The sequence below is a fragment of the Delftia sp. BGA-UO-ETr-SB1 genome (assembly GCF_059567865.1).
The window spans coordinates 1-23,046 of record NZ_JCAQOW010000004.1; the positions used below are offsets into that span (position 1 = coordinate 1).

At 63.3% G+C, this 23,046-nt stretch carries 17 protein-coding genes and 3 pseudogenes; all 20 read left to right on the forward strand.

Going from position 1 to position 23,046, the window contains the following annotated elements; genetic code table 11:
* Nucleotides 1-2,769 (forward strand): annotated as a pseudogene (locus tag AC57B5_RS00405) (RHS repeat-associated core domain-containing protein); the annotation flags it as partial.
* Between the two features lie 20 nt (nucleotides 2,770-2,789).
* Nucleotides 2,790-4,169, forward strand: a pseudogene (locus AC57B5_RS00410) (RHS repeat-associated core domain-containing protein); the annotation flags it as partial.
* 4 nt (nucleotides 4,170-4,173) lie between these two features.
* Nucleotides 4,174-4,500 carry an Imm58 family immunity protein gene (locus AC57B5_RS00415; protein ID WP_492904896.1) on the forward strand — a complete coding sequence of 109 codons (327 nt, stop codon included), beginning with the start codon at nucleotides 4,174-4,176 and terminating at the stop codon, nucleotides 4,498-4,500.
* A 304-nt stretch (nucleotides 4,501-4,804) separates the two neighbouring features.
* A pseudogene (locus tag AC57B5_RS00420) lies at nucleotides 4,805-5,139 on the forward strand (RHS repeat-associated core domain-containing protein); the annotation flags it as partial.
* Between the two features lie 456 nt (nucleotides 5,140-5,595).
* On the forward strand, nucleotides 5,596-6,036 hold the full coding sequence (locus tag AC57B5_RS00425; RefSeq protein ID WP_496398501.1) for a hypothetical protein: 441 nt from the start codon (nucleotides 5,596-5,598) through the stop codon (nucleotides 6,034-6,036).
* 171 nt (nucleotides 6,037-6,207) lie between these two features.
* Nucleotides 6,208-6,291 (forward strand): RHS domain-containing protein, encoded by an 84-nt coding sequence (locus tag AC57B5_RS00430; RefSeq protein WP_071957083.1) that lies wholly within the window; start codon nucleotides 6,208-6,210, stop codon nucleotides 6,289-6,291.
* A 186-nt stretch (nucleotides 6,292-6,477) separates the two neighbouring features.
* Nucleotides 6,478-6,834 carry a hypothetical protein gene (locus tag AC57B5_RS00435; RefSeq protein WP_496398502.1) on the forward strand — a complete coding sequence of 119 codons (357 nt, stop codon included), beginning with the start codon at nucleotides 6,478-6,480 and terminating at the stop codon, nucleotides 6,832-6,834.
* Nucleotides 6,835-6,939: 105 nt separating this feature from the next.
* Entirely contained in the window at nucleotides 6,940-7,254 is a 315-nt protein-coding gene (locus tag AC57B5_RS00440) for a hypothetical protein (RefSeq protein ID WP_139093465.1), read from the forward strand.
* A gap of 363 nt (nucleotides 7,255-7,617) precedes the next feature.
* Entirely contained in the window at nucleotides 7,618-8,166 is a 549-nt protein-coding gene (locus AC57B5_RS00445) for a YbbD-related protein (protein ID WP_496398503.1), read from the forward strand.
* A gap of 227 nt (nucleotides 8,167-8,393) precedes the next feature.
* Nucleotides 8,394-9,707 carry an SGNH/GDSL hydrolase family protein gene (locus tag AC57B5_RS00450; RefSeq protein ID WP_496398504.1) on the forward strand — a complete coding sequence of 438 codons (1,314 nt, stop codon included), beginning with the start codon at nucleotides 8,394-8,396 and terminating at the stop codon, nucleotides 9,705-9,707.
* A gap of 137 nt (nucleotides 9,708-9,844) precedes the next feature.
* On the forward strand, nucleotides 9,845-10,363 hold the full coding sequence (locus tag AC57B5_RS00455) for a sigma-70 family RNA polymerase sigma factor (RefSeq protein ID WP_013803359.1): 519 nt from the start codon (nucleotides 9,845-9,847) through the stop codon (nucleotides 10,361-10,363).
* Nucleotides 10,364-10,380: 17 nt separating this feature from the next.
* Nucleotides 10,381-11,388 carry a FecR domain-containing protein gene (locus tag AC57B5_RS00460; protein WP_496398505.1) on the forward strand — a complete coding sequence of 336 codons (1,008 nt, stop codon included), beginning with the start codon at nucleotides 10,381-10,383 and terminating at the stop codon, nucleotides 11,386-11,388.
* Nucleotides 11,389-11,541: 153 nt separating this feature from the next.
* Entirely contained in the window at nucleotides 11,542-13,356 is a 1,815-nt protein-coding gene (locus tag AC57B5_RS00465) for an ABC transporter ATP-binding protein (RefSeq protein WP_496398506.1), read from the forward strand.
* On the forward strand, nucleotides 13,350-15,155 hold the full coding sequence (locus AC57B5_RS00470; RefSeq protein WP_496398507.1) for an ABC transporter ATP-binding protein: 1,806 nt from the start codon (nucleotides 13,350-13,352) through the stop codon (nucleotides 15,153-15,155). Before AC57B5_RS00465 ends, AC57B5_RS00470 begins: the two co-directional genes overlap by 7 nt.
* Nucleotides 15,152-16,156, forward strand: a complete 1,005-nt coding sequence (locus tag AC57B5_RS00475) for an ABC transporter permease (RefSeq protein ID WP_269670324.1) — start codon at nucleotides 15,152-15,154, stop codon at nucleotides 16,154-16,156. Before AC57B5_RS00470 ends, AC57B5_RS00475 begins: the two co-directional genes overlap by 4 nt.
* Nucleotides 16,156-17,118, forward strand: coding sequence for an iron chelate uptake ABC transporter family permease subunit (locus tag AC57B5_RS00480; RefSeq protein WP_197942897.1), 963 nt, complete (start codon nucleotides 16,156-16,158; stop codon nucleotides 17,116-17,118). Before AC57B5_RS00475 ends, AC57B5_RS00480 begins: the two co-directional genes overlap by 1 nt.
* A gap of 64 nt (nucleotides 17,119-17,182) precedes the next feature.
* Entirely contained in the window at nucleotides 17,183-18,220 is a 1,038-nt protein-coding gene (locus tag AC57B5_RS00485) for a siderophore ABC transporter substrate-binding protein (protein ID WP_269670325.1), read from the forward strand.
* An 86-nt stretch (nucleotides 18,221-18,306) separates the two neighbouring features.
* Nucleotides 18,307-20,829, forward strand: a complete 2,523-nt coding sequence (locus tag AC57B5_RS00490) for a TonB-dependent receptor (protein ID WP_197942898.1) — start codon at nucleotides 18,307-18,309, stop codon at nucleotides 20,827-20,829.
* 153 nt (nucleotides 20,830-20,982) lie between these two features.
* Nucleotides 20,983-21,303 carry an ArsR/SmtB family transcription factor gene (locus AC57B5_RS00495; protein WP_013803351.1) on the forward strand — a complete coding sequence of 107 codons (321 nt, stop codon included), beginning with the start codon at nucleotides 20,983-20,985 and terminating at the stop codon, nucleotides 21,301-21,303.
* 71 nt (nucleotides 21,304-21,374) lie between these two features.
* The gene (locus tag AC57B5_RS00500) at nucleotides 21,375-22,907 is read left to right on the forward strand and encodes a sigma-54 interaction domain-containing protein (protein ID WP_071954838.1); all 1,533 of its coding nucleotides are present in this window, start codon (nucleotides 21,375-21,377) and stop codon (nucleotides 22,905-22,907) included.
* Nucleotides 22,908-23,046: the final 139 nt, after the last annotated feature.

The window sequence follows — 23,046 nt, forward strand, 5'->3', positions numbered from 1 at the left end:
GACATCTGGCTGCTGCGCGGCGGCAGCACGGAGCCGGACGGAGGTACTGCGCCCTGGGCCGCCAATCCTCGGTGGTCGCATGTGGAACAGGCACTGGTGCGCAACCCGCAAGCCATCCTCGCGGTCAGCGGCGATGGCGACACGCTCTGGGGCTTTGGCCCTGCGCCCGGTGAACCTGTCGACGGTCCCTGGCGGCTCATGGCCCAGATCGACCGCTTCGGGCGCCGCCAGCTCTACCACTACAGCGATGGCACCACGCCCGAGGGCGGCCACAGTGCCAGCAAAGCGGCTGTGCCCGCAGGCCGCCTGGTCTCGCTGAGCGACGGCACGGGCCGGCGCTACCGACTGCTGCACCAGCGCATCCATGGTGGCAAGGATGCGCTGGGTTTGTGGGGCGCCGACGACGGCTGGCGAGTCACAGGCGTGGATCTGGTGCAGGACCCGTTGCATCCCCTGTCCACCCCCATCGCCCTCGTGCGCTACGGCTACAGCAGCGCAGGCGACCTCATCACCGTCCACGACCGTGCAGGCCAGCTCGTGCGTGAATTCGAATGGGACCACCACCGCATCAGCGCCCACCGCCATGCCAGCGGACCCTGGCACCGCTACCGCTACGAGAGCGCCCAGCCCGGCGCCCGCGTCATCGAGCACAGCAACCAGGAAGGGCTCAGCTACCGCTTCGACTACCTGTCCCAGCCCCCGGGCCCGGACGGCCAGCCGCGTGCCGCCACCCGCGTCAGCGACAGCCTGGATCGCATCGAGGCCTACTACTTCGAAGGCGCAGCGGGCCTGTCGCGCCTCATCGCCCACCACAAGGCCGATGGCAGCCGCTGGCTGCAGGCCTACGACAGCTTCGGCCGCCTGGCCTCGCGCACCGACCCGCTGGGGCGCAGCGTCCACCTCAGGCGTGATGGCCAGGGCCGGCTCATCGGCGTGCAACTGCCCGACGGGCGCAGCACCCAGCAGGAACACGACGAAGCCACCGGCCGCCTGCTGCAAAGCACTGACACCGCAGGGGCCACCACCGGCTACCAATACGACAGCTGGGGCCGTCTCACCCAGATCACCCAGGCCGACGGCAGCACCGAGCGCTACCACTACCCCGATCCCCAGGAAGCGCCGCTCACCTGCGACAGCCCCCGGCGCATCGAAGACGCCCAGGGCGGCAGCAAACAACTGGCCTGGAGCGACGCGGGCCAACTGCTCAGCTACACCGACTGCTCGGGCCACAGCACGCACTACCACTACGACCGCTGGGGGGCGCTCATCGAAGTGGACAACGCCCTGGGCCAGCGCCAACGCCACCAGCGCGATGGCCAGGGCCGCATCGTGGCCAGCGAACTGCCCAACGGCCAGATCGAGCGCTACCACTACGACAGCGCAGGCCACCTCACGCGCATCGATCCGGCCCAGCCTGCGGGCACCTCCAGCGAAACCCAGGCCGCCGACCACAGCATCCACCTGCGCTACGACCTCTGGGGCAGGCTGGTCCAGCGAACACATGGCGGCCTCACCCTGGCCTTCGAATACGACAGCGCCGGCCGCCTCCTGCGCCTCGTCAACGAGAACGGGGCCCAAAGCCGCTTTGCCTGGGACGCACTGGACCGGCTCGTGCAGGAAGAAGGGTTTGACCAACGGCTGCAGCGCTACCGCTGGGACGCGGCAGGCCAGCTCATGGAAGCCACGGACGGCAACGCCGCACAGCAAAGCAGCAGCCACTACCGCTGGGACGAAGGCGGGCGCCTCGCCGAACGCCAGCTGCCTGCCACGCCCCATGCGCCCGCACAAACCCACCGCTACGAATGGGATGCCTCCGGGCGCCTCACGGCCGCCAGTGTCTGGCAGCACAGCACCGCAGACAACGACAACGGCCTCATCGCCCAACTGCAAAGCCGCATAGCACTGGAACGCGACGCCCTGGGCCGCATCACCGCAGAAGTGCAGCAGCTGTACCGCCCCGGCAAGGACGGCAACGGCAACGGGGGCGCAGACCAGATCGAATACGAACACCGCATCACCCACACCCTGGATGCGCTGGGCGCACGCCAGCACAGCCAGCTGCAAGGCCTGGGAGAGATCGCCTGGCTCACCTACGGCTCAGGCCATGTACACGGACTGCAACTCAACGGAGCCAGCCTCATCGACTTCGAGCGCGACAACCTGCACCGCGAAGTCCGCCGCAGCCTGCACCCACCCACCCACGCAGCAGACGCAGACGCACACAACCCCCTGCAGGTGCAACGCCAATGGGACAGCCTGGGCCGCCTCACGGCCCTGGGCACCACGGGCCTGCAAGCGCTGCAGCACACCGACCTGACAGACACCGGCGCCCAGGTCCACACCCTCATCGGCCAGATCCTCGGCCGCCGCTACCACTACGACAGCCTGGGCCAGCTCGTCGCCATCGAACAGGCCGGTGCCCCAGGCCAGGCCGCACAACTGCTGCGCTACGGCTACGACAGCGCCGGGCGCCTCAGAGCGGCCACCGACAGCCAGGACCCCCAGACCACCACCCGCTGGCAGATCGACCCTGCAGGCAACCGCCTGCCAGCACCCGGTGCACCCGGCGCAACGGGCCAGACGAACACCCAGGACAACTGGGCCGCCCAGGTCCACGCCCACTGGCGGCACACCGACTTCAACCTCATGGGCCTGGGCCACCTTGCAGGCCAGCGCCAAGGCCCCGTGCAGCGCTGGGAAGACAACCGCGTCGGCTTCACCGAAGACTGCGTCTGGCGCTACGACCCCTGCGGCAACCGCATCGCGCAAATGCAGGCAGACCACAGNGGCACACCGACTTCAACCTCATGGGCCTGGGCCACCTTGCAGGCCAGCGCCAAGGCCCCGTGCAGCGCTGGGAAGACAACCGCGTCGGCTTCACCGAAGACTGCGTCTGGCGCTACGACCCCTGCGGCAACCGCATCGCGCAAATGCAGGCAGACCACAGTCAGCAGCAACTGCACTACGACGGAGCCCACCAGCTCATAGCAGTGCGCAGCAGCCAGATCCAGGGCAACGCCGAGCAGCTGCGCCACCACAGCCGCTACACCTACGACGCCCTGGGCAGGCGCCTGAAGCAGCAGGTCGAAAGCGCGGACTCCACAGAATCCACCCGCACCCACTACTACGGCTGGGACGGCGACCGCCTCATCCACACCGAGCGCCTGCAGGGCGGCGATGACACCCGCCACATAGAGCACACCATCTACGAACCGGGCAGCTTCACGCCCCTGGTGCGCCTGAGCACCACGGCCAGCGGCGACCCCCAAGACGAGCCCCACCTGCTGGTGCAAGCCATCACCGCAGGCCTGCCCGACCAGGACGACCCCAACCACANCATGCAGGCCAAGCTGCAGGAACAGGAAAAAGAACAGCACGCCCGCATCGCCATCCACCACTACCACTGTGACCACCTGGGCACGCCCATGGCGCTGACGCACCAGACCGGCCAGGTGGCCTGGGCCGCCAAGCTGGACCCCTGGGGCAATGTGCTGCAGGAGTACAACCCGCAGGGCCTGCACCAGGCGATCCGGCTGCCGGGGCAGCACCATGACAGGGAAACGGGGCTGTATTACAACCGGCATCGGTATTACGATCCGGTGGTGGGGAGTTATATCAATCAGGACCCTATTGGGTTGATGGGGGGTAATAATCACTATATCTACCCTGTAAATCCCACGGGATGGATAGATTCGTTAGGCTTACAGCAAGCCTGTGTTGTTAATTTTCCAGATTATCCGGTTGAGTACGCCGAAGGTAAAACAAGCACATGGCTTGGTGGACATAGTGGTGTATTGACATATGATGCTTCAGGGAAAACACAATATTTCGAATACGGTAGATACAACCCAAGTGCAAAAGGAATTATGGGCTCCAAACTACCCCAAGACGACGGAAACGTTCGGCAAACCCCAATGCCTAATCTGAAAATAGGCAAAGATGGTGCTCCAACAGATGAGTCCATGAGAAGTCTGGAAGAGCAGCTTTCGAAAAGATCAGGCAAAGGAACACCGGCAAAGTTAACCTGCAGTTCTGCCGACCCCAAAAAAGTTGCTGACTACGCAAAAGAAATTTCAGAAAATAAAGATAGAGAAAAATATAACTGGAATCCATTCAACTCAAATCACTGCCGCACTTTTGCAAGAGATGCTGCCAAAGCAGGACAATAATTTTATGAAAATAAACAAATCATCTATCTTAATAATTGCTCTAACCTTGGTTATTGTTTACTTGTCATACTCGGTTGTCGATAAATCAATAACATTATCTTACTCGGACCAAGGGTGTGGATCAGCGCGTGCAGATATTGACAATATCACTTCGCTCATTGAGCGTGAATGGAAGGGGATGAATATGGAGCAGATTGCATATAAGTTAGAGAATACATCCATAAATAAAAAAGAAACTAATCCTCAAATAAAAAAAGAAAATGATCTGATATGGTATGGTGATGTTAGATTTATCTTCTCTTCTGATCGATTGGTAAAAGTTGAATATTGAAAATGAGATTATGTTTATTTTGGTAAACAAAATTTCAACGTATATTTTGAAATAATAGAGAAGTAATAATATTATTTTTTATAATAAATTATATTTACCATCAATAAAGATTATATAAATAATTACTTCTTTTTAATACATCAACTTTCGTGGAAACATGGAATAGTGGCTTTGCATTCAATACTCATGGATCAAGCGCAAGGTTAAGGAATTTTTCAAAATCTTGCGCTTACTAATTCTATTAAGTGCATCCTCGCTCATGCGATTAATGATCTTCAGCAAGACTACAAAACTGCAGAAATAGGAAAAAGAACAGCACGCCCGCATCGCCATCCGCCACTGCGACCACCTGGGCACGCCCATGGCCCTGACAGACCAGACAGGCCAAGTGGCCTGGGCCGCAAAGCTGGACTCCTGGGGCAATGTGCTGCAGGAACACAACCCGCAGGGCATCCACCAGACGATCCGGCTGCCGGGGCAGCACCATGACAGGGAAACGGGGCTGTATTACAACCGGCATCGGTATTACGATATGGTGGTGAGGAGTTATGTGAATCAGGAACCGATCGGGTTGGCCGGAGGGGTTAACAAAGTATATATGCGATAAATCCCATCATTTCCATGGATCCTTTGGGCTTGGCTCCCGTAAAAACGTGTGTAGAGAGAATTTTGAAAGCAGCGGAGAAAAATAAAAAATCAAAAAAGATATTCATACACCTCCAATTATGGCTTTGGGTCGAAAATAAATAAATGTAATCTCTTTGTTCATGAGGGGCTAGAAAATGCAGATGTCGAATCTCCCTCGCGCTACAGATTCGGAATTATCCCAAGAGGACCAGCAACTGCTGGAGATTGGGAAAATCCACAAAAAGCAATTCCCGTATTTGAATTTGTTACTTCTACAAAGCCTGGTAATATTGTTGCAGTAGCATGCCTATATGGGGACGCTACTGGGCATGTGCCATTCGTGACGGGGAGTCGTACAACCATTGGCGCAGGCTCAGAAGACGGATCACATTCAACTGGTTGGGCATGGAATGGTGTATAGCCTAAAGAAAATCAAATATATAGAAGATGAAAAGATTGAAAAAGATTATGAAAGCAGCAGTTTACATAATAGCGGCAGCGCTTGTTTTTCAAATAATATCTTTGCTAATTTTCTTGATGGCACCGATGAAAATTGATTTATCGGATATAGAGGGATTTAATTTGTCTTATATTTTTAATAAGCTTGGAAATCCAGGCTATGATTTGAGTGTCAAAGATATATTGGGATGGCAAAGCCATCGCTGCCTAATTCGTAAAAATGTCGTAATTAGGATAAAAGAATCGAACATTAAACCAACTGCTTTCCCTGCATCAATAAGTGTTTCAAATACATTGGGAGAAGAAACTCATTATTTCAAGTTATCAAAACACTCAAGATCTGACGGAAATAACAATTTTATTAGAACGACCACCATAACCGTATGGCCATACGGTGATTTTCTAATAAGTAAAGAGATTGTTGAAAATAAAGATCACCAGTCACAGTGAGTCTCGATATGCGTAGATTGTTCAGCCCCATGGGTTATAACAAGATGGGCCAAAACGCGCGCAGATCGCTTGGTCATGTTGGGTATGCACGACGAGCACACCATGAAAATGCTGCAGGAGATGCGCAAGTAACTGCAAAAGCAGGAGCGAGCGTAACAGGGCTCCGTAGCCATCCATCACTACCACTGCGACCATCTGGGCACGCCCATGGCCCTGACCGACCAGCGAGGGTTAGTGGCCTGGGTCGCACAGTAGGACCCCTGTGGCAATGTGCTGCAGGAATACAACCCACAGGGGACGTCTCGCAGAGGTTTCAGCTATGGAGTGGTGAATAAGGATTGCTTCATAAAGCACATCACGTAAGCCAGGAAATAGTACAACCGGGCGAGAATAGTGACCTAGGAAAAATTACAGAACAAGCTTAGAAAGATTTCAAAGGCAATGAAATCAATGCGTTCAAAATTACTTGCGGATGCGATTGGACTGATTTTCTTTCTTGCATTACCCATGCCGGCTTTCGCTTTTGCAACCGATGTGGTGTTGTATTATTTTTGGGCAATATTTTTCGTATTTTTGGTTTGCATTGTTGGATCTATATATTTGCATTCAACAAGGAAAGCAATATATGCATCAATTTGGATAATAAGCATATTTTCCTCTGTTTATTGTGAGGTTCCAAGAAATATAAAAATGCTGGTGACGATTTATTTGCTCATTAGTCCGATAATTATTCTTGTGTTGATTTTTTGTAGAAGTAATAATAAGCAGCAGAGCGAGAGAGAAAAAAATAACACCTGACAAAGATCGTGAAAAATAATTTCCAAGATAGTATTGATGATGGCGGGGTATGGATCATAGAAAAAACTCTGATGCGCTTAATGCAAGAAAAGACTGGAAAACTCCATGAAGATTAAATTGGTAATTATTATTTTAATCTTGCTAAATGGATATTTTTTCTTCAGAAAAGATGGTTTTGATTATTATATAAATAAAGATTACGACTTTGTTTGTGTATTTCCGCCATATACGCCAAAATTAGTTGTTCTTGAAGAGCTGAGAAAATATTCAAGTGATTTAAAGGATGATGTGGCGTACAAAGAATCAATGGACGATGGTATTTTTACTTATTTCTTTATAAAAAATAATGAAATAATTTCTTCTGGAGAAGAAATGGTGAAGAATAATTCGATGGGTGAATATGGTTGTTTGGGTAGATGAAGATATTACCGCGATTTAACTTTCCTTGAAGTGAAGACTTGTGCCAAGTGCCATAGTCTTTTTTAACTAATGCACTCACACAGTTAAGCGAGTATTTTAGTACTGCATCCAATCTGGAGTGGGTGTGCACAGATCTTTCTTTGCTGATGTTGGACTAGCTGTTGTTGCAAAAAATAAATGGCTCTTTTTGGCCGGGGCGCTACTGTTATGCATGTCAAATTGTCCAATAGTCACGGTAATTTTGGTGGCGGATGTAGATTAGTTAGGCTGCAAGTAATAGAGGCTCCACTGGAATTTTTGGAGTTTCATTCTTGGGTATTGCGAAATAAGCGCTTGTTTTATGAGTATTGAATACATAAGCCCATGAAGAAGATAATAAAAGTATCTTTCGGATCATTCGTTGTGGTTGCACTTCTGGGATTTATTTTTCTTATTTCTTCAATCGAGAATGAAAAGGAGAGCTTCTTCTCTTCCTATGATCTATTGGATGAAGATGGACAAAGATATATCTCTTGGGTTCCCGCTTTTTTACCAAAGACTGCCTTTAATATCAGAATATATGCTGATGTGGAAACTAATCATTTTTATATGTTCTTTCAGCTGGAAAAAATTCAATCTCTTGATTTTCAGAAAAAGATGAATATGAAAGCATCAAAAAATGGAGTGGCGCTGCTTCAAAAGGGCGTTGAGAAAATAAAATCAGGGTGGTGCGCTTTTCAGGACATTTCGAATGGATTTGGTGAAAATCTATATCTGGTGGGAAAAGTAAGCTCTAGTGAAGAAATTTATTATGTGACGAAGGCGACAACGGCTACTAATTTGAATTCGACTGAATACACTTCGGAAATGGTGAAGAAATATTGTGAGCATGGCGATTTCAAGCCTGAAATGCAATATCTGGACATCAGGTAATTGACGCGGGTGAATCTATAGGATGTGATTTTTGCCATCAAAAGACCGCCTCAGCCTTGCATCGCTCCTACAAAAAAACGCTTGAATACGCATCCCATCCTCGCTGCCAAAGCACAGCACAGGCCTCGTCGTGAATTAAATTCACAGATGGTGTTCCAGCAGACTGTCTAGTCCCGCACAGCCCTTGAATCCATGATCCCGCCATCGACAGACATCGGATTCCTTGCATGCGGCAACTTTTTCCATCGCTTTCCACGGCCTCGGGCGCGGCCCTTCTGGCGCTTGTGATTTCCACGCCTGCCATGGCGGATTCGACGGTGCCGGCGGGTTCGGCTGAAGCCTCCAACTGGGCTGCCACGTGGCAGGCCAGCCCGCAGCCGGTCTGGGGGGCGGACTTCCTCTTTCCCACCAACCTGCCCGCCGTTCTGCAGGACCAGACCGTGCGCCAGGTGGCGCGCATCAGCCTGGGCGGGCCGCGCCTGCGCATCGTGCTGTCCAACGCCTACGGCGGCCAGCCTGTGACCGTGGGCAGGGCGACCGTGGCAAAGCCGTTGCCGGAGGGCGCCATTGACGCTGGCAGCCTGCAGGCCGTGACTTTTGGCGGCAGCGCGCAAGCCACCATTGCCGCAGGCGCATCCCTGGTCAGCGACCCTGTGGCCTTGCCGCTGGCCTCGCTGTCGCAGGTGGCCGTGAGCCTGTACGTGCCCGGCGCCACGCCTGTGCAAAGTTTTCACTGGGATGGGCGCCAGACTGGCTGGATCGTGGCGGGCGACCAGTCCGCTGCTGCGGCGCTGCGGACTTCGGACCCTGGCGCAATCAGCAGCACGGCCCGCCCGCTGTTGGCGGGTATTCAGGTTGAGGCCAACCCCGCGTCACCCGCGGCGCCCGTGGTAGCGGTGATGGGCGACTCCATCACCGACGGCGCCACGGCCAGCCTGGACCGGGACAGCCGCTGGCCGGACTTCCTGGCCGCGCGCCTTGCGCCGCACGGCGCGGCAGTGGTCAATGCTGGTATCTCTGGCGCGCGCCTGCTGTCCGATGGCATGGGCGAGCATGCGCTGGCGCGGCTGGAGCGTGATGTGTTGGCCCAGCCCGGTGTGCGCAGCCTCATCGTGCTGCTGGGCATCAACGATATTTCCTGGCCCGGCACGGCCTTTGCGCGGCAGGCGCCGCGTCCCACGCTGCGGGACATGGCAGAGGGCTATCGCCAATTGATCGCCAGGGCGCGCAGCCACGGGCTGCGCGTGATCGGCGCCACCTTGCCGCCCTTCGAGGGCGCCTTGCCAGGCACGCCGCTGGACGACTACTACCAGGACGACAAGGACGATCTGCGCCGGCAGGTGAACGCCTGGATACGCCTGGGCGGCGCCTTCGATGCGGTGATCGACTTCGATGCCGTGCTGCGCGATGGCGCCCATCCCTCCCGCATGGCGGCGCGCTTCGACTCGGGCGATCGCCTGCATCCTGGCGACGAAGGCAACCGCGCCATGGCCGATGCGGTGGATCTGAACGCCATACTGCCGGGCCTGCTGCCGCGCTAGCGGCGCCTGCACGCGGTGGAGGTGGCGTTGATGGTGGCGTTGGCGGCGGCGGGGCTGTCTCCCTATAAAATGCAAATGGTTCTCATTTGTCATTCATCCCAGGCCTGCCTGCGCCCTGGGATACAGGGAGGGGTATCGTGGCCGCCGCCGAGTTTGCGCTTCAGCAACAAGTCGAAATTCTCTACACCGATCACCACGGCTGGTTGCGCGGCCTGCTGCGCCGCAAGCTGGGCAATGCCTTTGATGCGGCCGATCTGGCGCACGACGTTTACCTGCAACTGCTGCGCACCGGCCGTGTTCCACCGGCCGACGAGCACCGCCGCCATCTCACCCAGATCGCCAACGGCCTGGTGATCGACCTGTACCGGCGCCGCCGCGTGGAGGCGGCCTATCTTGAAGCGCTGGCCCTGCTGCCTGAGCAGATGGCGCCCTCCGAAGAAACACGTGCCCTGGCGCTGGAGGCGCTGGTGGAGATCGACGCCGCACTGAACGGCCTGCCGCCCAAGGCGCGCAAGGCCTTGCTGCTGTGCAAGCTCGACGGCATGGCCTACCGCGACATCGCGGCCGAGCTGGGCGTGTCCGTGTCTTCGGTGGAGAAATACATCGCCGCCGGCCTGCTGGCCTGCTACCAGGCGCTGCACGGCCCGGTGTGCTGAACGGCCGGCCCGCCCGCATGTCCTCATCACCGGCATCGCCCGACGCCTCCAGCGAGCTGCTGGAGCCGGCCATTGTCCAGCGCGCCGCCGAATGGATGGCCCGGCTGTGGGCCGATGACGCCAGCGACGAAGACCGCGCCGCCTGCGCCCGCTGGCGTGCCGAGCATCCGCGGCACGAGCTGGCCTGGAGCCGCCTGCAGGCCTTTGACGACAAGCTGCGCAGCATGCCCGGCGGCATTGCGCGGCATGCGCTGGCGGACACCTCCGCTGCGTCGCCGGCGCCACGCCGCGGCCGCCGCCGCGCCATGCAGTTGCTGGGCTTCATGGCCATGGCCGGTGGCATTACCCATGTGGTGCGCGGCACCGATGCCTGGCAAATCGCCGCTGCCAGCCATGGCACGGCGCGTGGCGAGGTCCGCGAGATCACGCTGCCGGATGGCACGCAGGTGGTGCTGGCCTCGGCCTCGGCCATCGACCTGCGCTTTGACGGGGCCGAACGCCTGATCCTGCTGCGCGCTGGCGAGATCCTCGTGACCACTGCGCCTGACCCGCAAAGCACACCGCGCCCGCTGCGCGTGCGCTCGCGCCACGGCACGGTGCAGGCCCTGGGCACGCGCTTCACGCTGCGCCAGGAAGATGAGCAGTCCCGCGTGGCCGTGTTCGAGGGCGCGGTGGAAGTGCGTCCCGCCCGGGCGCCGGGCCAGGTGGTGCGCGTGGAGGCAGGGCAGGGCGCCGTCTTCTCCGGCGATCTGGCCCAGCCCCCGGTGGCCGCGCAGGAAAGCGCCGCCGCCTGGGCGCGCGGCGTGCTGGTGGCCGACAACATGCCGCTGGGCGAACTGGTGGCCGAGCTGGCGCGCTACCGCACGGGCCTGCTGCGCTGCGACCCGCAGGTGGCCGGCCTGCGCGTCACGGGCGTGTTCTCGCTGCGCGATACCGACCGCGCCCTGCACAACCTGGCGCTGGGCCTGCCCGTGCAGGTGGTCGCGCGCACGCGCTACTGGGTCACGGTGCAGGCGGCGGGCTGAGGCGCCTTTCACCGCGGCGCCTTCCTCGTCTCTCGAAACCCGTTACCGGCTGATTCAACTTCCTGCCCCTGCGGATTGAGGGTTTGGCGTTCTCGTTCGGAAGACAGGCAAGAGCCCTTGTTTTCTGTTCCGCCATGCCTTCCAGGAAATCCCATGCACTCCACCGATGCCGGTGACCCCCAGGCCGGCCCCGGCCCCATTGCGCAGACGCTGCAGCCCATCCGCGCGCAGCTTGTTCTTGCCGCGCTGCTGTCGTTTGCGGGCGCCGTGCTGGCGCTGGCGCCGCTGGCGGGCATTGCCCACATCGCGCGGCTGGCGCTGGCCGATGGCGGCATGGTGGCGGCCGATGCCTGGCGCGTCATCGCGCCGTGCCTTGTCTGCCTGTTCGCGGGCATGGCCCTGGTGTCGGCGGGCGAGCTGGTCGCCCATCTGGCCGACAACCGACTCACCCACGGGCTGCGCCTGTCGGCCATGCAGCGGCTGGCGCGCGTGCCGCTGGGCTGGTTTTCCGAGCGGGCCTCGGGCCAGGTCAAGCAGGCCATGCAGGACGACGTGGCCACCCTGCACGAGCTGACCGCGCACTTCTACACCACGGTGGGGCGCGGTGCGGGCACGGTGGCCGCTTCTGCGGTCTACCTGGTTGCCATGGACTGGCGCATGGCCCTGGTCTCGGCCCTGCCGTTCGGCATCTTCTTTCTGGTGATGCGCCACGCCATGCAGGCCAGCGGCGCCCATACGCCGGCCTTTGGCGCGGGACTGGCGCGCATCAACAACGCCGTGGTGGAGTTCGTGCACGGCATTCCCGTGGTCAAGGCCTTTGGTGCCAGCGGGCGCGCCCATGGCAGCTACCGCGAGGCCGTCGATGGCTTTACCGACGCCTTCCTCGGCTTTGCGCGTCCGCTGGTGTCGGCGCGCGCCAATGCCAATGCGCTGATCGCGCCCGTGGCCGTGCTGGGCGTGGTGCTGGCCTTCGGCACGCTGTTCACGGCCCTGGGCTGGATGGCGCCCGTGGACGTGCTGCCCTTTGCCCTGGTGGCGCCGGGCATCAGCGCGCCGCTGCAGCTGCTCAGCTTCAACCTGCATGCGCTCAACCACGCCACGGGCGCCGCCCAGCGCGTGCAGGCGCTGCTGCGCACGCCCGTGCTGAAGCAACCGGCCGCCGATCAATGCAGGCTGCCCCAAGGCTGCGAAGTCCGCTTCGAAGGCGTTGGCCATGCCTACGAGGCGGGGCATGACGTGCTCAAGGGCATGGATTTCACGCTCAGGCCCGGCACGGTGACCGCCGTGGTCGGTGCCTCGGGCGCGGGCAAGTCCACGCTCGCCCGGCTGTTGCTGCGTTTCTTCGACCCGAACGAAGGGCGCATCACGCTGGGCGGGGTGGACCTGCGGCAGATCGAGACCCTGCAGCTGTACCGCCACCTGGCCTTTGTGCTGCAGGACGTGCGCCTGGTGCACGCCAGCGTGCGCGAGAACATCGCCCTGGGCCGGCCCTCGGCCAGCGCGCAGGAGGTGGAAGAGGCGGCGCGCGCCGCCCACATCCATGAGCGCATCCTGGCGCTGCCGCGCGGCTATGACTCCGTGATCGGCGAAGACGCCCAGTTGTCCGGCGGCGAGCAGCAGCGCGTGAGCATTGCGCGCGCCGTGCTGCTGGATGCGCCCGTGCTGGTGCTGGACGAGCCCACGGCCGCTGCCGATGCCGAGAGCGAGGCTGCCATCCAGGAAGCCCTGTCGCGCCTGGCCGCCGGACGCACCCTGCTGGTCATCGCCCACCGGCTGGACACCGTCATGCATGCGGACCAGATCCTGGTGGTGGAGGGCGGAGCCATCCGCGAGCGCGGCCGCCATGCCGAGCTGCTGGCGCTGGGCGGACGCTACGCACGGCTGTGGGCGCTGGGCGGGTATGCACCACCGCCTACGCAAGCCCAGCCTTTCACCCCCGCCCTGGCCCCGGAGCTGCCCCCATGCTGAAGACCCTGATGCAACTGCTGGGCGACGACGCCCGGCTTTTCCGCCGCTATGCCTGGATGGCCGTGCTGCATGGCCTGCTCAGCGGCCTGGTCGTCACCGCTCTTGTGCCCGTGCTGTCGCGCCTGCTGGCAGGCGATACGCGCGGCGCCGCAGCCTGGCTGGCCGTGCTGCTGGCGGGCGTGGTGCTGTGCTGGGCCTGGCAGCGCCAGGTGGAAAAAGCCGGCCTGGGCCTGGGCGCCGCCGTGCTGCGCGTGGCACGCCACCGCCTGGGTGACCATGTGGCCCGCCTGCCCGTGGGATGGTTCACCCCCGAGAACACGGCCCGGCTCAACCACGTCGTTTCGCAGGGAATGATGGAAGTGGCCCAGCTGCCGGCCCATGTGTTCACGCCCGTGTTCAGCGGCGCCGTGGCGCCCGTTGCCGTGGTGGCCGCGCTGTGTGCCATGGACTGGCGCATGGGCCTGATTGCATTGCTGGCGCTGCCGCTGCTGGCAGGCGTGCTGCTGGTCACCGCGCACCTGGGCCGCCGTGCCGACGAGCGCCTGCAGCGCAGCATGGCTGGCGCCAGCCAGCGCATGGTGGAGTTTGCGCAGGCGCAGTCGGTGCTGCGCGCCTTCAATGGCGAAGGCGGCGGCACGCGCTGGCTGGAGCAGGCACTGGGCCGGCAGCGCGTATCGGGCGCGCAATCCATCCGCCTGGCGGCGCTGTCGGGCGTGCTCAATGGCTGGGCCGTGCAGGCCGTGTTTGCGGCCCTGCTGGTGGCCGGCGCGCTGTGGTTGGACGAGCGCCTGGGCGGCGTTGCAGCACAGGGCATGGGCATGGGAATGGAAGCTGCCATCCCGGTGATCGTGGCCCTGCTGCTGGCCTGCCGCCATGTCGATCCGCTGCTGGAGGTGGCCGGCTACGCCGACTCGCTGCGCGCCGCGCGCGTGCAGCTCGATGCCGTGCGCGACATCCTCGCGGTCCAGCCGCTGCCCGAGCCTGCCGTGCCCCAGGCGCCGCGCGATGCCTCGGTGGAACTGCGCGACGTGGTGTTCCGCTACGCGCCGGGCCAGCCCGAGGTGCTGCGCGGCCTGAGCCTGCGCGTGGAACCGGGCTCGATGACGGCGCTGGTGGGCGTCTCGGGCTCGGGCAAATCGTCCGTGCTGCGGCTGATCGCGCGCTTTTTCGATGTGCAGCAGGGCAGCGTTCTGGTGGGCGGCATCGACGTGCGCCAGATCGCGGGCGAGCGGCTGGCCGGGCAGATCAGCCAGATCTTCCAGGACAGCTACCTTTTTCAGGGCTCCATTGCCGACAACATCCGCATGGGCCGCCCGCAGGCCAGCGATGCCGAGGTGATGGAGGCCGCGCGCCAGGCCGGCGTGGCCGAGATCATCGAACGCCTGCCGCAGGGCCTGGACACGCCCGTGGGCGAGGGCGGGGCGCGCCTGTCGGGCGGCGAGCGCCAGCGCATCGCCATTGCGCGTGCGCTCATCAAGGATGCGCCCATTTTGCTGATCGACGAGGCCACGGCCGCGCTGGATGCCGAGAACCAGGCCGCCATCGCCCAGGCGCTGGCGCGGCTGCGCGGCCGGCGCACGCTGATCGTGATTGCCCACCAACTGTCCACCGTGGCCATGGCCGACCAGATCATCGTGCTGGACCAGGGCCGCGTCAGCGAGCAGGGCACGCCGCAGCAGCTGGCGCAGGCGCAGGGTCTGTACGCGCGCTTTCTGGCGCGGCGGCGCGCCGCCAAGGGCTGGCGCATTGCGGGAACGCGCACGGGAACGGCCACAGGCATGGGCGAGGACCTCCGTTGAGCGAGCCTGCGAAGCCAGGGCCGAAGACGCAGGCCCCGCGCCTGGCGCCGTGGCTGCTGCCGTTTGCCGCGCTGTGCTGCGCGTCCGTGCTCATCGGCGCGCGGCAGGTGGACTGGGGGCAGCTGCTGTCGCTGTCGGGCGATGCCTGGCTCACCCTCACGGCCAGCCGGCTGCCGCGCCTGGCAGCGCTGGTACTCACGGGCGTAGGTCTGTCGGTGTGCGGCGTGGTGCTGCAGCAGATCGTGCAGAACCGCTTTGTGGAGCCTGCCACCTGTGGCGGGCTGGATGCGGCCAAGCTGGGCATTCTGGTGTCGCTGACGGTGGCGCCCGCCTCGGCCTTCACCTCGGGCGCGTGGGGCGTGGCCTGGCGCATGGTGTTCGCGCTGGTGTTCTGCCTGGGCGCCAGCCTGCTGTACGTGGCCATCATCCGCCGCATGCGCCTGCGCAACCTGGTGCTGGTGCCCGTGGTGGGCCTGATGTACGGCAGCGTGCTCAGCGCCATCGCCGAGTTCTGGGCCTTTCGCCACAACCTGCTGCAAAGCATGCAGGGCTGGCTGCTGGGCGACTTCTCGCGCATCGTGCAGGGGCACTACGAAATCATCTACCTCATCGTGCCCATCGTGGCACTCACCTATGCGTTTGCGCACCGCTTCACCGTGCTGGGCATGGGCGAGGGCATGGCCACCAGCCTGGGCCTGAGCTATCCGGCGCTGGCCACGCTGGGCCTGGTGCTGGTGGCCGTCACCGTCTCGGCCACGGTCATCACCGTGGGCGCCATTCCCTTCGTGGGCCTGGTCATTCCCAACCTGGTGGCCATGCGCTGCGGCGAGAACCTGGGCCGCACACTGCCCATCGTCGCGCTCAGCGGCGCCTCGCTGCTGCTGGCCTGCGACATCGTGGGCCGGCTGATCATGCACCCCTTCGAGGTGCCGATCGGCCTGACGGCGGGTAGCGTGGGCGGCGTGCTCTTCCTCGTGCTCATCCTGCGCAGGAGGCCGTGATGCGCAAGGCCTTGCCTCAGACAACTGCATGGATTGCGGCTGCCGTGGTTGCCGTCGCGCTGGCGGCCTGCTTCGTGCTGCTGGGCTCGGGGCTGGACTTCGGCTACGTCATCGCACGGCGGCTGACGCGGCTGTCGGCCATCGTCATCGGCGGCATCTGCATTGCGCTGTCGTCCATCGTCTTCCAGACACTTGCGGGCAACCGCATCCTCACCCCCGCCATCATGGGTTACGAGGCGGTCTACCTGCTGCTGCAGGCGCTGCTGGTGCTGGCCATGGGCGTGCAAAGCCTGGTGGTGCTGGGCCCCAGCGGCAACTTCTGGCTGTCGGTGGCCTGCATGCTGGGCTACTCCTGGGCCCTGCAAAGCTGGCTGCTGGGCGGGGGCCGGGACAACGTGTACTTCCTGCTGCTGCTGGGCCTGGTGCTGGGCATGGTGATAGGCACCTTCACGCAGTTCGTGCAGCTGCGCATCAGCCCCGGAGAGTTCTCTGTGCTGCAGGGCTACAGCTACACCTCGTTCAACCGCGCCCGGCCCGCGCAGCTGCTGTGGTCGGCGCTGATCGTGGCCGTGGCCTGCGTGATCGTGCGGCGCAGCCTGCCCGTGCTGGATGTGCTGGCCCTGGGGCGCGAGCAGGCCATCTCGCTGGGCGTGCACTACCAGCGCCAGCTGCGCCTGCAGCTGGCGCTGATTGCCGCGCTGGTGGCGGTGTCCACCAGCCTGCTGGGGCCCACGGCCTTCATGGGCATCTTCGTGGCCCACATCAGCTATGCGCTGGCGGGCACGGCGCGCCACCGCATCACGCTGCCGCTGGGCTGCGCCGTGGCCGTGTCCATCTTCATCGCGGCGCAGCTGGCGGTGGAGCATGTCTTCAACTACCGCACCTCGGTGGGCATCCTCGTCAACCTGGTGTGCGGCAGCTACTTCCTCGCGCTCATGGTGCGCGGGCGCGGCCGGGCCTGAGCCGACCCCCGGCCTCCCAAAAACACCCAATGCAATGCATCCCATTTTTCAGGAGAGAAAGCCAGTGACCCGTCTGTTCCGCATTCCCCATCACGCTTCCATGTTGGCCCTGGCCGCTGCCCTGGCCCTGTCGGCCTGCGACCGGCCCGCCAACCCGTCGGCACAGGCCGCAGCGCCGCAGGCGGCGGCCGGCGAGTTCAAGCCCGTCACCGTGCAGCACCAGCTGGGCACCACGGTGGTGGAGCGCCCGCCGCAGCGCGTGGCCGCGCTGGACATGAACGAGGCCGACTTCCTCGACCAGCTCGGCGTGCCCATTGCCGGCATGCCCAAGGACTTCGTGCCCCACTTCCTGGCCCGGTACAAGGACGATGCCGGCGTGCAGGACCTGGGCTCCATCGTCCAGCCCAACCTGGAGCGCGTGCACGCGCTCAAGCCTGACCTGGTGCTGATCTCGCCCATCCAGGCCAGCGCCTACCAGGAGCTTTCGGGCTTTGCGTCCACGGTGCATTTCGACGTGGACTTCAGGAATAGCGGCACCCGGCACCTGGACACCGTGCGCGATCATCTGCTCACCCTGGGCCGCATCTTCGGCAAGGAGGACCTGGCGCGCGCCAAGGCGGCCGAGATGGACGACAAGGTCGCCCAGGCCCGGCGCGCCACCGAGGGCCGTGCGGAGACGGCCCTCATCGTCATGCACAACAACGGCGCCTTCAGCTCGTTCGGGCCGCAGTCGCGCTACGGCTTTGTCTTCAACGCACTGGGCGTCAAGCCCGCCAGCACGGCGGCCGAGGCCGACATGCACGGCCAGCCCATCTCCAGCGAATTCATACAGCAGGCCAACCCGGACATCCTCTACGTGATCGACCGCACGGCCATCATGCAGCGCCGCCCCGGCATGGACGCCGCAGGCATGGACAACCCGCTGCTGCGCCAGACCCGTGCCTGGAAGAACAACCGCGTGGTCTTCGTCGATTCAGAGGCCTGGTACGTCACGGCGGCCAGCGTGACCTCGGTGAAGCTCATGGTCGATGACGTGCTCAAGGGCTACGGCGATGCGCCGGCAGCGGGCGCGGGCCCGGTGGCCGCTGCGGTTGCAAATTGATCGCATTCTCGATTGAGGGTTTGGCTTTCTCGTTCGGAAGACAAGGTGAAACACCCAACGCCTACCCGAACCGAAAGGAGTCCCGCATGGCACTACGCCATCCATCCCGCCCCGCGCAGAACGGCGCATCGCGCCCCCTGCCGCACCCGGCCTTTGCCTCCAGGCACACGGCCATCGCCGTGCACATGCTCTGCATGGCGGGCCTGGCACTGGGCGGCCTGGCCGTGGCCATGCCGTCCGCGCTGGCGCAGGCGGCTGCCCAGGGGGCCGCATCTGGAGCAGCCTCCGGGGCGGCACCCGGCGAGGCCTCCCGCGCCTTCAGCATCCCCGCCGGTCCGCTGGGCCAGGCGCTCAACGCCTTTGCCGCATCGGCCGGCGTGGAGCTGACGGTGGATTCCAGCCTGCTGCAAGGCCGCAGCAGCGCAGGCCTGTCGGGCAGCTACAGCGTGGCCGAAGGCTTTGCCGAGCTGCTGCGCGGCCAGGGCCTGCGCGCGCTGCGCGAAGCCAACGGCAGCTACACCCTGGGCCGCGACCGCAACGCCGCAGCGCCCGTGGAGGGCGGCGTGCTCCTGCCCGCCGTTACCGTGCGCGCACAGGCTCAGCAGGCGCCGGAAGCCTATGCCGGCGGCCAGGTATCCACGGGCGGCCGCATGGGCCTGCTGGGCGACAAGGACTTCATGGAGACGCCCTTCAACACCATCAGCTACACCGAGAAATTCATGGCCGACCGCCAGGCCCGCGACATCACCGACGTGATCTCGGCCGCCGACCCCACCGTGTTCAGCACGGGCATGACCGGCATCATCAGCGAGAACTATTCCATTCGCGGCTTCAGCTCCAGCATTGGCGATGTGACCTTTGGCGGGTTGTTCGGCGTGGCGCCGTTCTACCGCGCATCGCCAGAAATGTTCGAGCGCGTGGACGTGCTCAAGGGCCCATCGGCCCTGCTCAACGGCATGCCGCCCGGCGGCTCGGTGGGCGGCACGGTCAACCTCGTGCCCAAGCGCGCGGGCGATGAGCCGCTCACGCGGCTGACCACCTCCTTCATGTCCGATGCGCAACTGGGCGCCCACATCGACCTGGGGCGGCGCTTTGGCGAGCGCAAGCAGTTCGGCATCCGCTTCAACGGCGTGCTGCGCGACGGCGACGGCGCCGTGAACCACCAGGAAAAGGAAACCCGGCTGGCCTCGCTGGGCCTGGACTGGCGCGGCGACCGTGCCCGCCTGTCGGCCGACCTGTACAGCAGCGATGACCGTACCGACGGCCTGAACCGCGGCATCAACCTGGCCGCAGGCCTGCCCGTGCCCAGGCCGCCCAAGGCCGACACCCTGCTCAACCCCAGCTGGGCCTTCTACGACACCAAGGACAAGGGCGCCATGGTGCGCGGCGAGCTTGACCTGGGCGACAGCGTCACGGCCTATGCCGCCGTGGGCACCAGCAAGACCCGGTACCGCTCCACGGGCGCCTACCTGATCCAGGTCTTCAACACGGCCGGCGACTACCGCACCAACCTGGCCGACCTGGGATTCGAGATGGACAAGAAGTCGGCCGAGGCCGGCCTCAAGGGCAAGTTCAACACGGCCGGCGTGGGCCACCAGTGGGCGCTCAACGCCACCTACTACACGCATACCGACAAGCAGTTCGGCCGCCGCAACGTGCTGGCCCAGGACTGGATCACCAACATCTACAACCCCATCTGGGGCCCGGCCACCAGCTTCAATGCGCCACCGATCTCGCGCACCGAACTGCGGCTGACCAGCATCGGCGTGGCCGACACCCTGTCTTTTGCGCAGGACCGCGTGCAGCTCACCCTGGGCCTGCGCCGCCAGCAGGTGCTCAGCGACACCTTCAACGTGGCCACGGGCGCGCGCACCTCGCGCTATGACCAGGGCGCCACCACGCCGGCCGCCGCGCTGCTGGTGAAGGCCAGCGAGCGTGTCTCTGTCTACGCCAACTACATCGAAGGCCTGAGCCAGGGCGCCACCGCACCCATGACGGCGGCCAACGCGGGCGAAGTGTTCGCTCCCTACAAGTCCCGGCAAAAGGAGCTGGGCCTGAAGCTGGACCTGGGCGACTTCGCCCACACCTTCAGCCTCTACGAGATCCAGCGCCCCAACGGCTACACCGATCCTGTCTCCAACGTCTTCTCCTTCGGCGGCGAGCAACGCAACCGGGGCGTGGAATGGGGCTTCTTCGGCAACGTGGCCACGGGCGTGCGCCTGATGGGCGGCATTGCCTACGTACAGCCCAAGCTCACCCGCACGGCAGGCGGCGTGAACCAGGGCAAGCTGGCGGCGGGCGTGCCCAGGCTGCAGGGCAAGCTGGGCGTGGAGTGGGACGTGCCTGCCCTGCAGGGCCTGACGCTGACGGCCAATGCCACCACGGCATCCAGGCAGTACATCAATGCCGACAACTCGCTGTCCGTGCCGGGCCGCACCGTGTTCGACGTTGGCGCGCGCTATGTGACCACGGCGGCCGGCCACCCGCTCACGCTGCGCGGCAGCATCACCAACGTGGCCAACAAGGCCTACTGGGCCACGCCGCTGTGGACCAGCCTGGGTCTGGGCGCACCGCGCACTTTCATGCTGTCGGCCACGGTTGATTTCTGAGCGATGACACGGCGCCTTGCCGTAGATCAAGCCGAACCCGAGCCGGGCCGAGCCTGCGCTGCCGCCCTGCGGGCTATAAACTAGCCCGATGGGGCGGCGAGCATGCCGGCCCGCTCACCCGCCCACCCTCCATTACCAGGATGACAGACGCCTATGGACAGCCGCAATGACAGCATGGACCTGAGCGACGACAGCGTGTTCGAGAGCGCTGCGGAGCTGTTCCGTGCCATGGCGGCGCCCGTGCGCCTGAAGATCATCAGCGTGTTGTGCCATGGCGAGAAGAACGTGACCGAACTGCTCGCCGACATCACCACCACGCAGCCCAACATGTCCCAGCACCTGAACACGCTGTACCAGGCCGGCGTGCTGGGCCGGCGTCGCGAAGGCGTCAGCATCTACTACTTCATCGCCAACGCGCAGGCGGCGCAGATGTGCCGCGCCATCTGCGCCCAGGTCGCCATCGCGCAGGGCTGAGCGCGGCAGACCCGCAGGCTGCAAGAAGGGATCTCAAGGGGACCCAAGGCGACTCCGCTAGGATGCCATCCATGCCGCCCACACCCACCCTGGTCCAGCCCCTGCCGCTCGATGCCGACGGCATCCTCGCGCTGGCAGCGCGCTCCATGTTCCAGCTGTTCTCCACCATGAGCCAGGGCATGTTCCTGGCCGACAGGGCAGGGCGCATCGTCTGGGTCAACGAGGGCTACCAGCGCTTCCTGCCCGACCTGGGCGTGGCCTCGGTGGACGACTTCCTGGGCCACATGGTCGAGGACGTCATCCCCAACACCCGCATGCGCCGCGTGCTGGAAACCGGCGAGCCCGTACTCATCGACCTGCTCACCAACCGCGCCGGCACCTTCGTGGTCAGCCGCATCCCGCTCAAGGACGATGCGGGCGCGGTCATCGGTGCCATCGGCATCGTGCTCTTCGACCAGCCGGAGACCACGCTGCAGCCCCTCATCAGCAAGTTCGCCGTTCTGCAGCGCGACCTGGACGAGGCCCGGCGCGAGCTGGCCGCCCAGCGCAACCGCAGCCTGCGCGTGGCCGTGCAGGGCGAGCGCCGCGCCAAATACAGCTTTGCCAGCTTTGTCGGCAGCAGCCCGGCGGCCGTGGAGGTCAAGCGCCAGGCGCGCCGCGCGGCCCAGTCGCTCAGCCCCGTGCTGCTGCTGGGCGAAACCGGCACCGGCAAGGAACTGCTGGCCCATGCCATCCACGCGGCATCGGCCCGCACCGGCGGCCCCTTCGTCACCGTCAACATCGCCGCCGTGCCGGACGCCTTGCTGGAGGCCGAATTCTTCGGCGTTGCCCCCGGCGCCTACACCGGCGCAGACCGCAAGCCGCGCGACGGCAAGTTCAGGCTGGCCGACGGCGGCACGCTGTTCCTCGACGAAATCGGCGACATGCCCCTGAACCTGCAGGCCAAGCTGCTGCGCGCACTGCAGGAGGGCGAGATCGAACCGCTGGGCTCCAACCAGCTCGTGCGCTTTGACGTGCGCGTGGTGGCCGCCACCTCGCGCGACCTGCCGCAGATGGTGCGTGACGGCCGCTTCAGGGAAGACCTCTTCTACCGCCTGCACGTGCTGCCCATCCGCGTGCCGCCGCTGCGCGAACGCAGGCGCGACATCCCGGCCCTGGTCGAAGTCCTCTCCGAAGAACTGGCCCTGCGCAACGACATGCCCCCGCCCGAACTCCTGCCCGACGCCCTGGCCCTGCTGGCCGGCCAGACCTGGCGCGGCAACATCCGCGAGTTGCGCAACGTGCTGGAGCAGGCCGCCATGCGCAGCGAAGACACCGCCATCAACGCAGAGCAACTGCGCGAAGTGCTGCGCTCATCCGGCGTGGAACCCGCCGCCCCCGCACCGGGCCCCGAGACTGCACCCGCCCCGTCCCCTGCCCACAACAGCCCCGCCGACACCGACCTGCTGCGCCCCCTGGCCCAGCAGGTGGCCGAGCTGGAACGCAAGGCCATCACCGCCACCCTGGCCGCCAACAGCGGCAACAAACTGGCCACGGCGCGCCAGCTGGGCATCTCGCGGGCCACGCTGTATGACCGGATGGCGGTGCTGGAGCTGCAGGGGTGAGTCACCCGCCGCCTGCAGGCCGCACTGTGGCCAAGAGGCGGTGCGTTTCCTGCCGCTCCCAATCCCGGAACCAACCCCGGAACCAAGCCCGGAACCAAGCCCGGAACCAAGCCCGGAACCAAGCCCGGAACCAAGCCCG

Excerpts from the sequence above, each read along its gene's own strand:
- AC57B5_RS00415 (WP_492904896.1), top strand. The coding sequence starts at position 4,174 with ATGAAAATAAACAAATCATCTATCTTAATAATTGCTCTAACCTTGGTT.
- AC57B5_RS00425 (WP_496398501.1), top strand. The coding sequence starts at position 5,596 with ATGAAAGCAGCAGTTTACATAATAGCGGCAGCGCTTGTTTTTCAAATA.
- AC57B5_RS00435 (WP_496398502.1), top strand. The coding sequence starts at position 6,478 with ATGAAATCAATGCGTTCAAAATTACTTGCGGATGCGATTGGACTGATT.
- AC57B5_RS00440 (WP_139093465.1), top strand. The coding sequence starts at position 6,940 with ATGAAGATTAAATTGGTAATTATTATTTTAATCTTGCTAAATGGATAT.
- AC57B5_RS00445 (WP_496398503.1), top strand. The coding sequence starts at position 7,618 with ATGAAGAAGATAATAAAAGTATCTTTCGGATCATTCGTTGTGGTTGCA.
- AC57B5_RS00450 (WP_496398504.1), top strand. The coding sequence starts at position 8,394 with ATGCGGCAACTTTTTCCATCGCTTTCCACGGCCTCGGGCGCGGCCCTT.
- AC57B5_RS00460 (WP_496398505.1), top strand. The coding sequence starts at position 10,381 with ATGTCCTCATCACCGGCATCGCCCGACGCCTCCAGCGAGCTGCTGGAG.
- AC57B5_RS00465 (WP_496398506.1), top strand. The coding sequence starts at position 11,542 with ATGCACTCCACCGATGCCGGTGACCCCCAGGCCGGCCCCGGCCCCATT.
- AC57B5_RS00470 (WP_496398507.1), top strand. The coding sequence starts at position 13,350 with ATGCTGAAGACCCTGATGCAACTGCTGGGCGACGACGCCCGGCTTTTC.
- AC57B5_RS00480 (WP_197942897.1), top strand. The coding sequence starts at position 16,156 with ATGCGCAAGGCCTTGCCTCAGACAACTGCATGGATTGCGGCTGCCGTG.
- AC57B5_RS00490 (WP_197942898.1), top strand. The coding sequence starts at position 18,307 with ATGGCACTACGCCATCCATCCCGCCCCGCGCAGAACGGCGCATCGCGC.
- AC57B5_RS00495 (WP_013803351.1), top strand. The coding sequence starts at position 20,983 with ATGGACAGCCGCAATGACAGCATGGACCTGAGCGACGACAGCGTGTTC.
- AC57B5_RS00500 (WP_071954838.1), top strand. The coding sequence starts at position 21,375 with ATGCCGCCCACACCCACCCTGGTCCAGCCCCTGCCGCTCGATGCCGAC.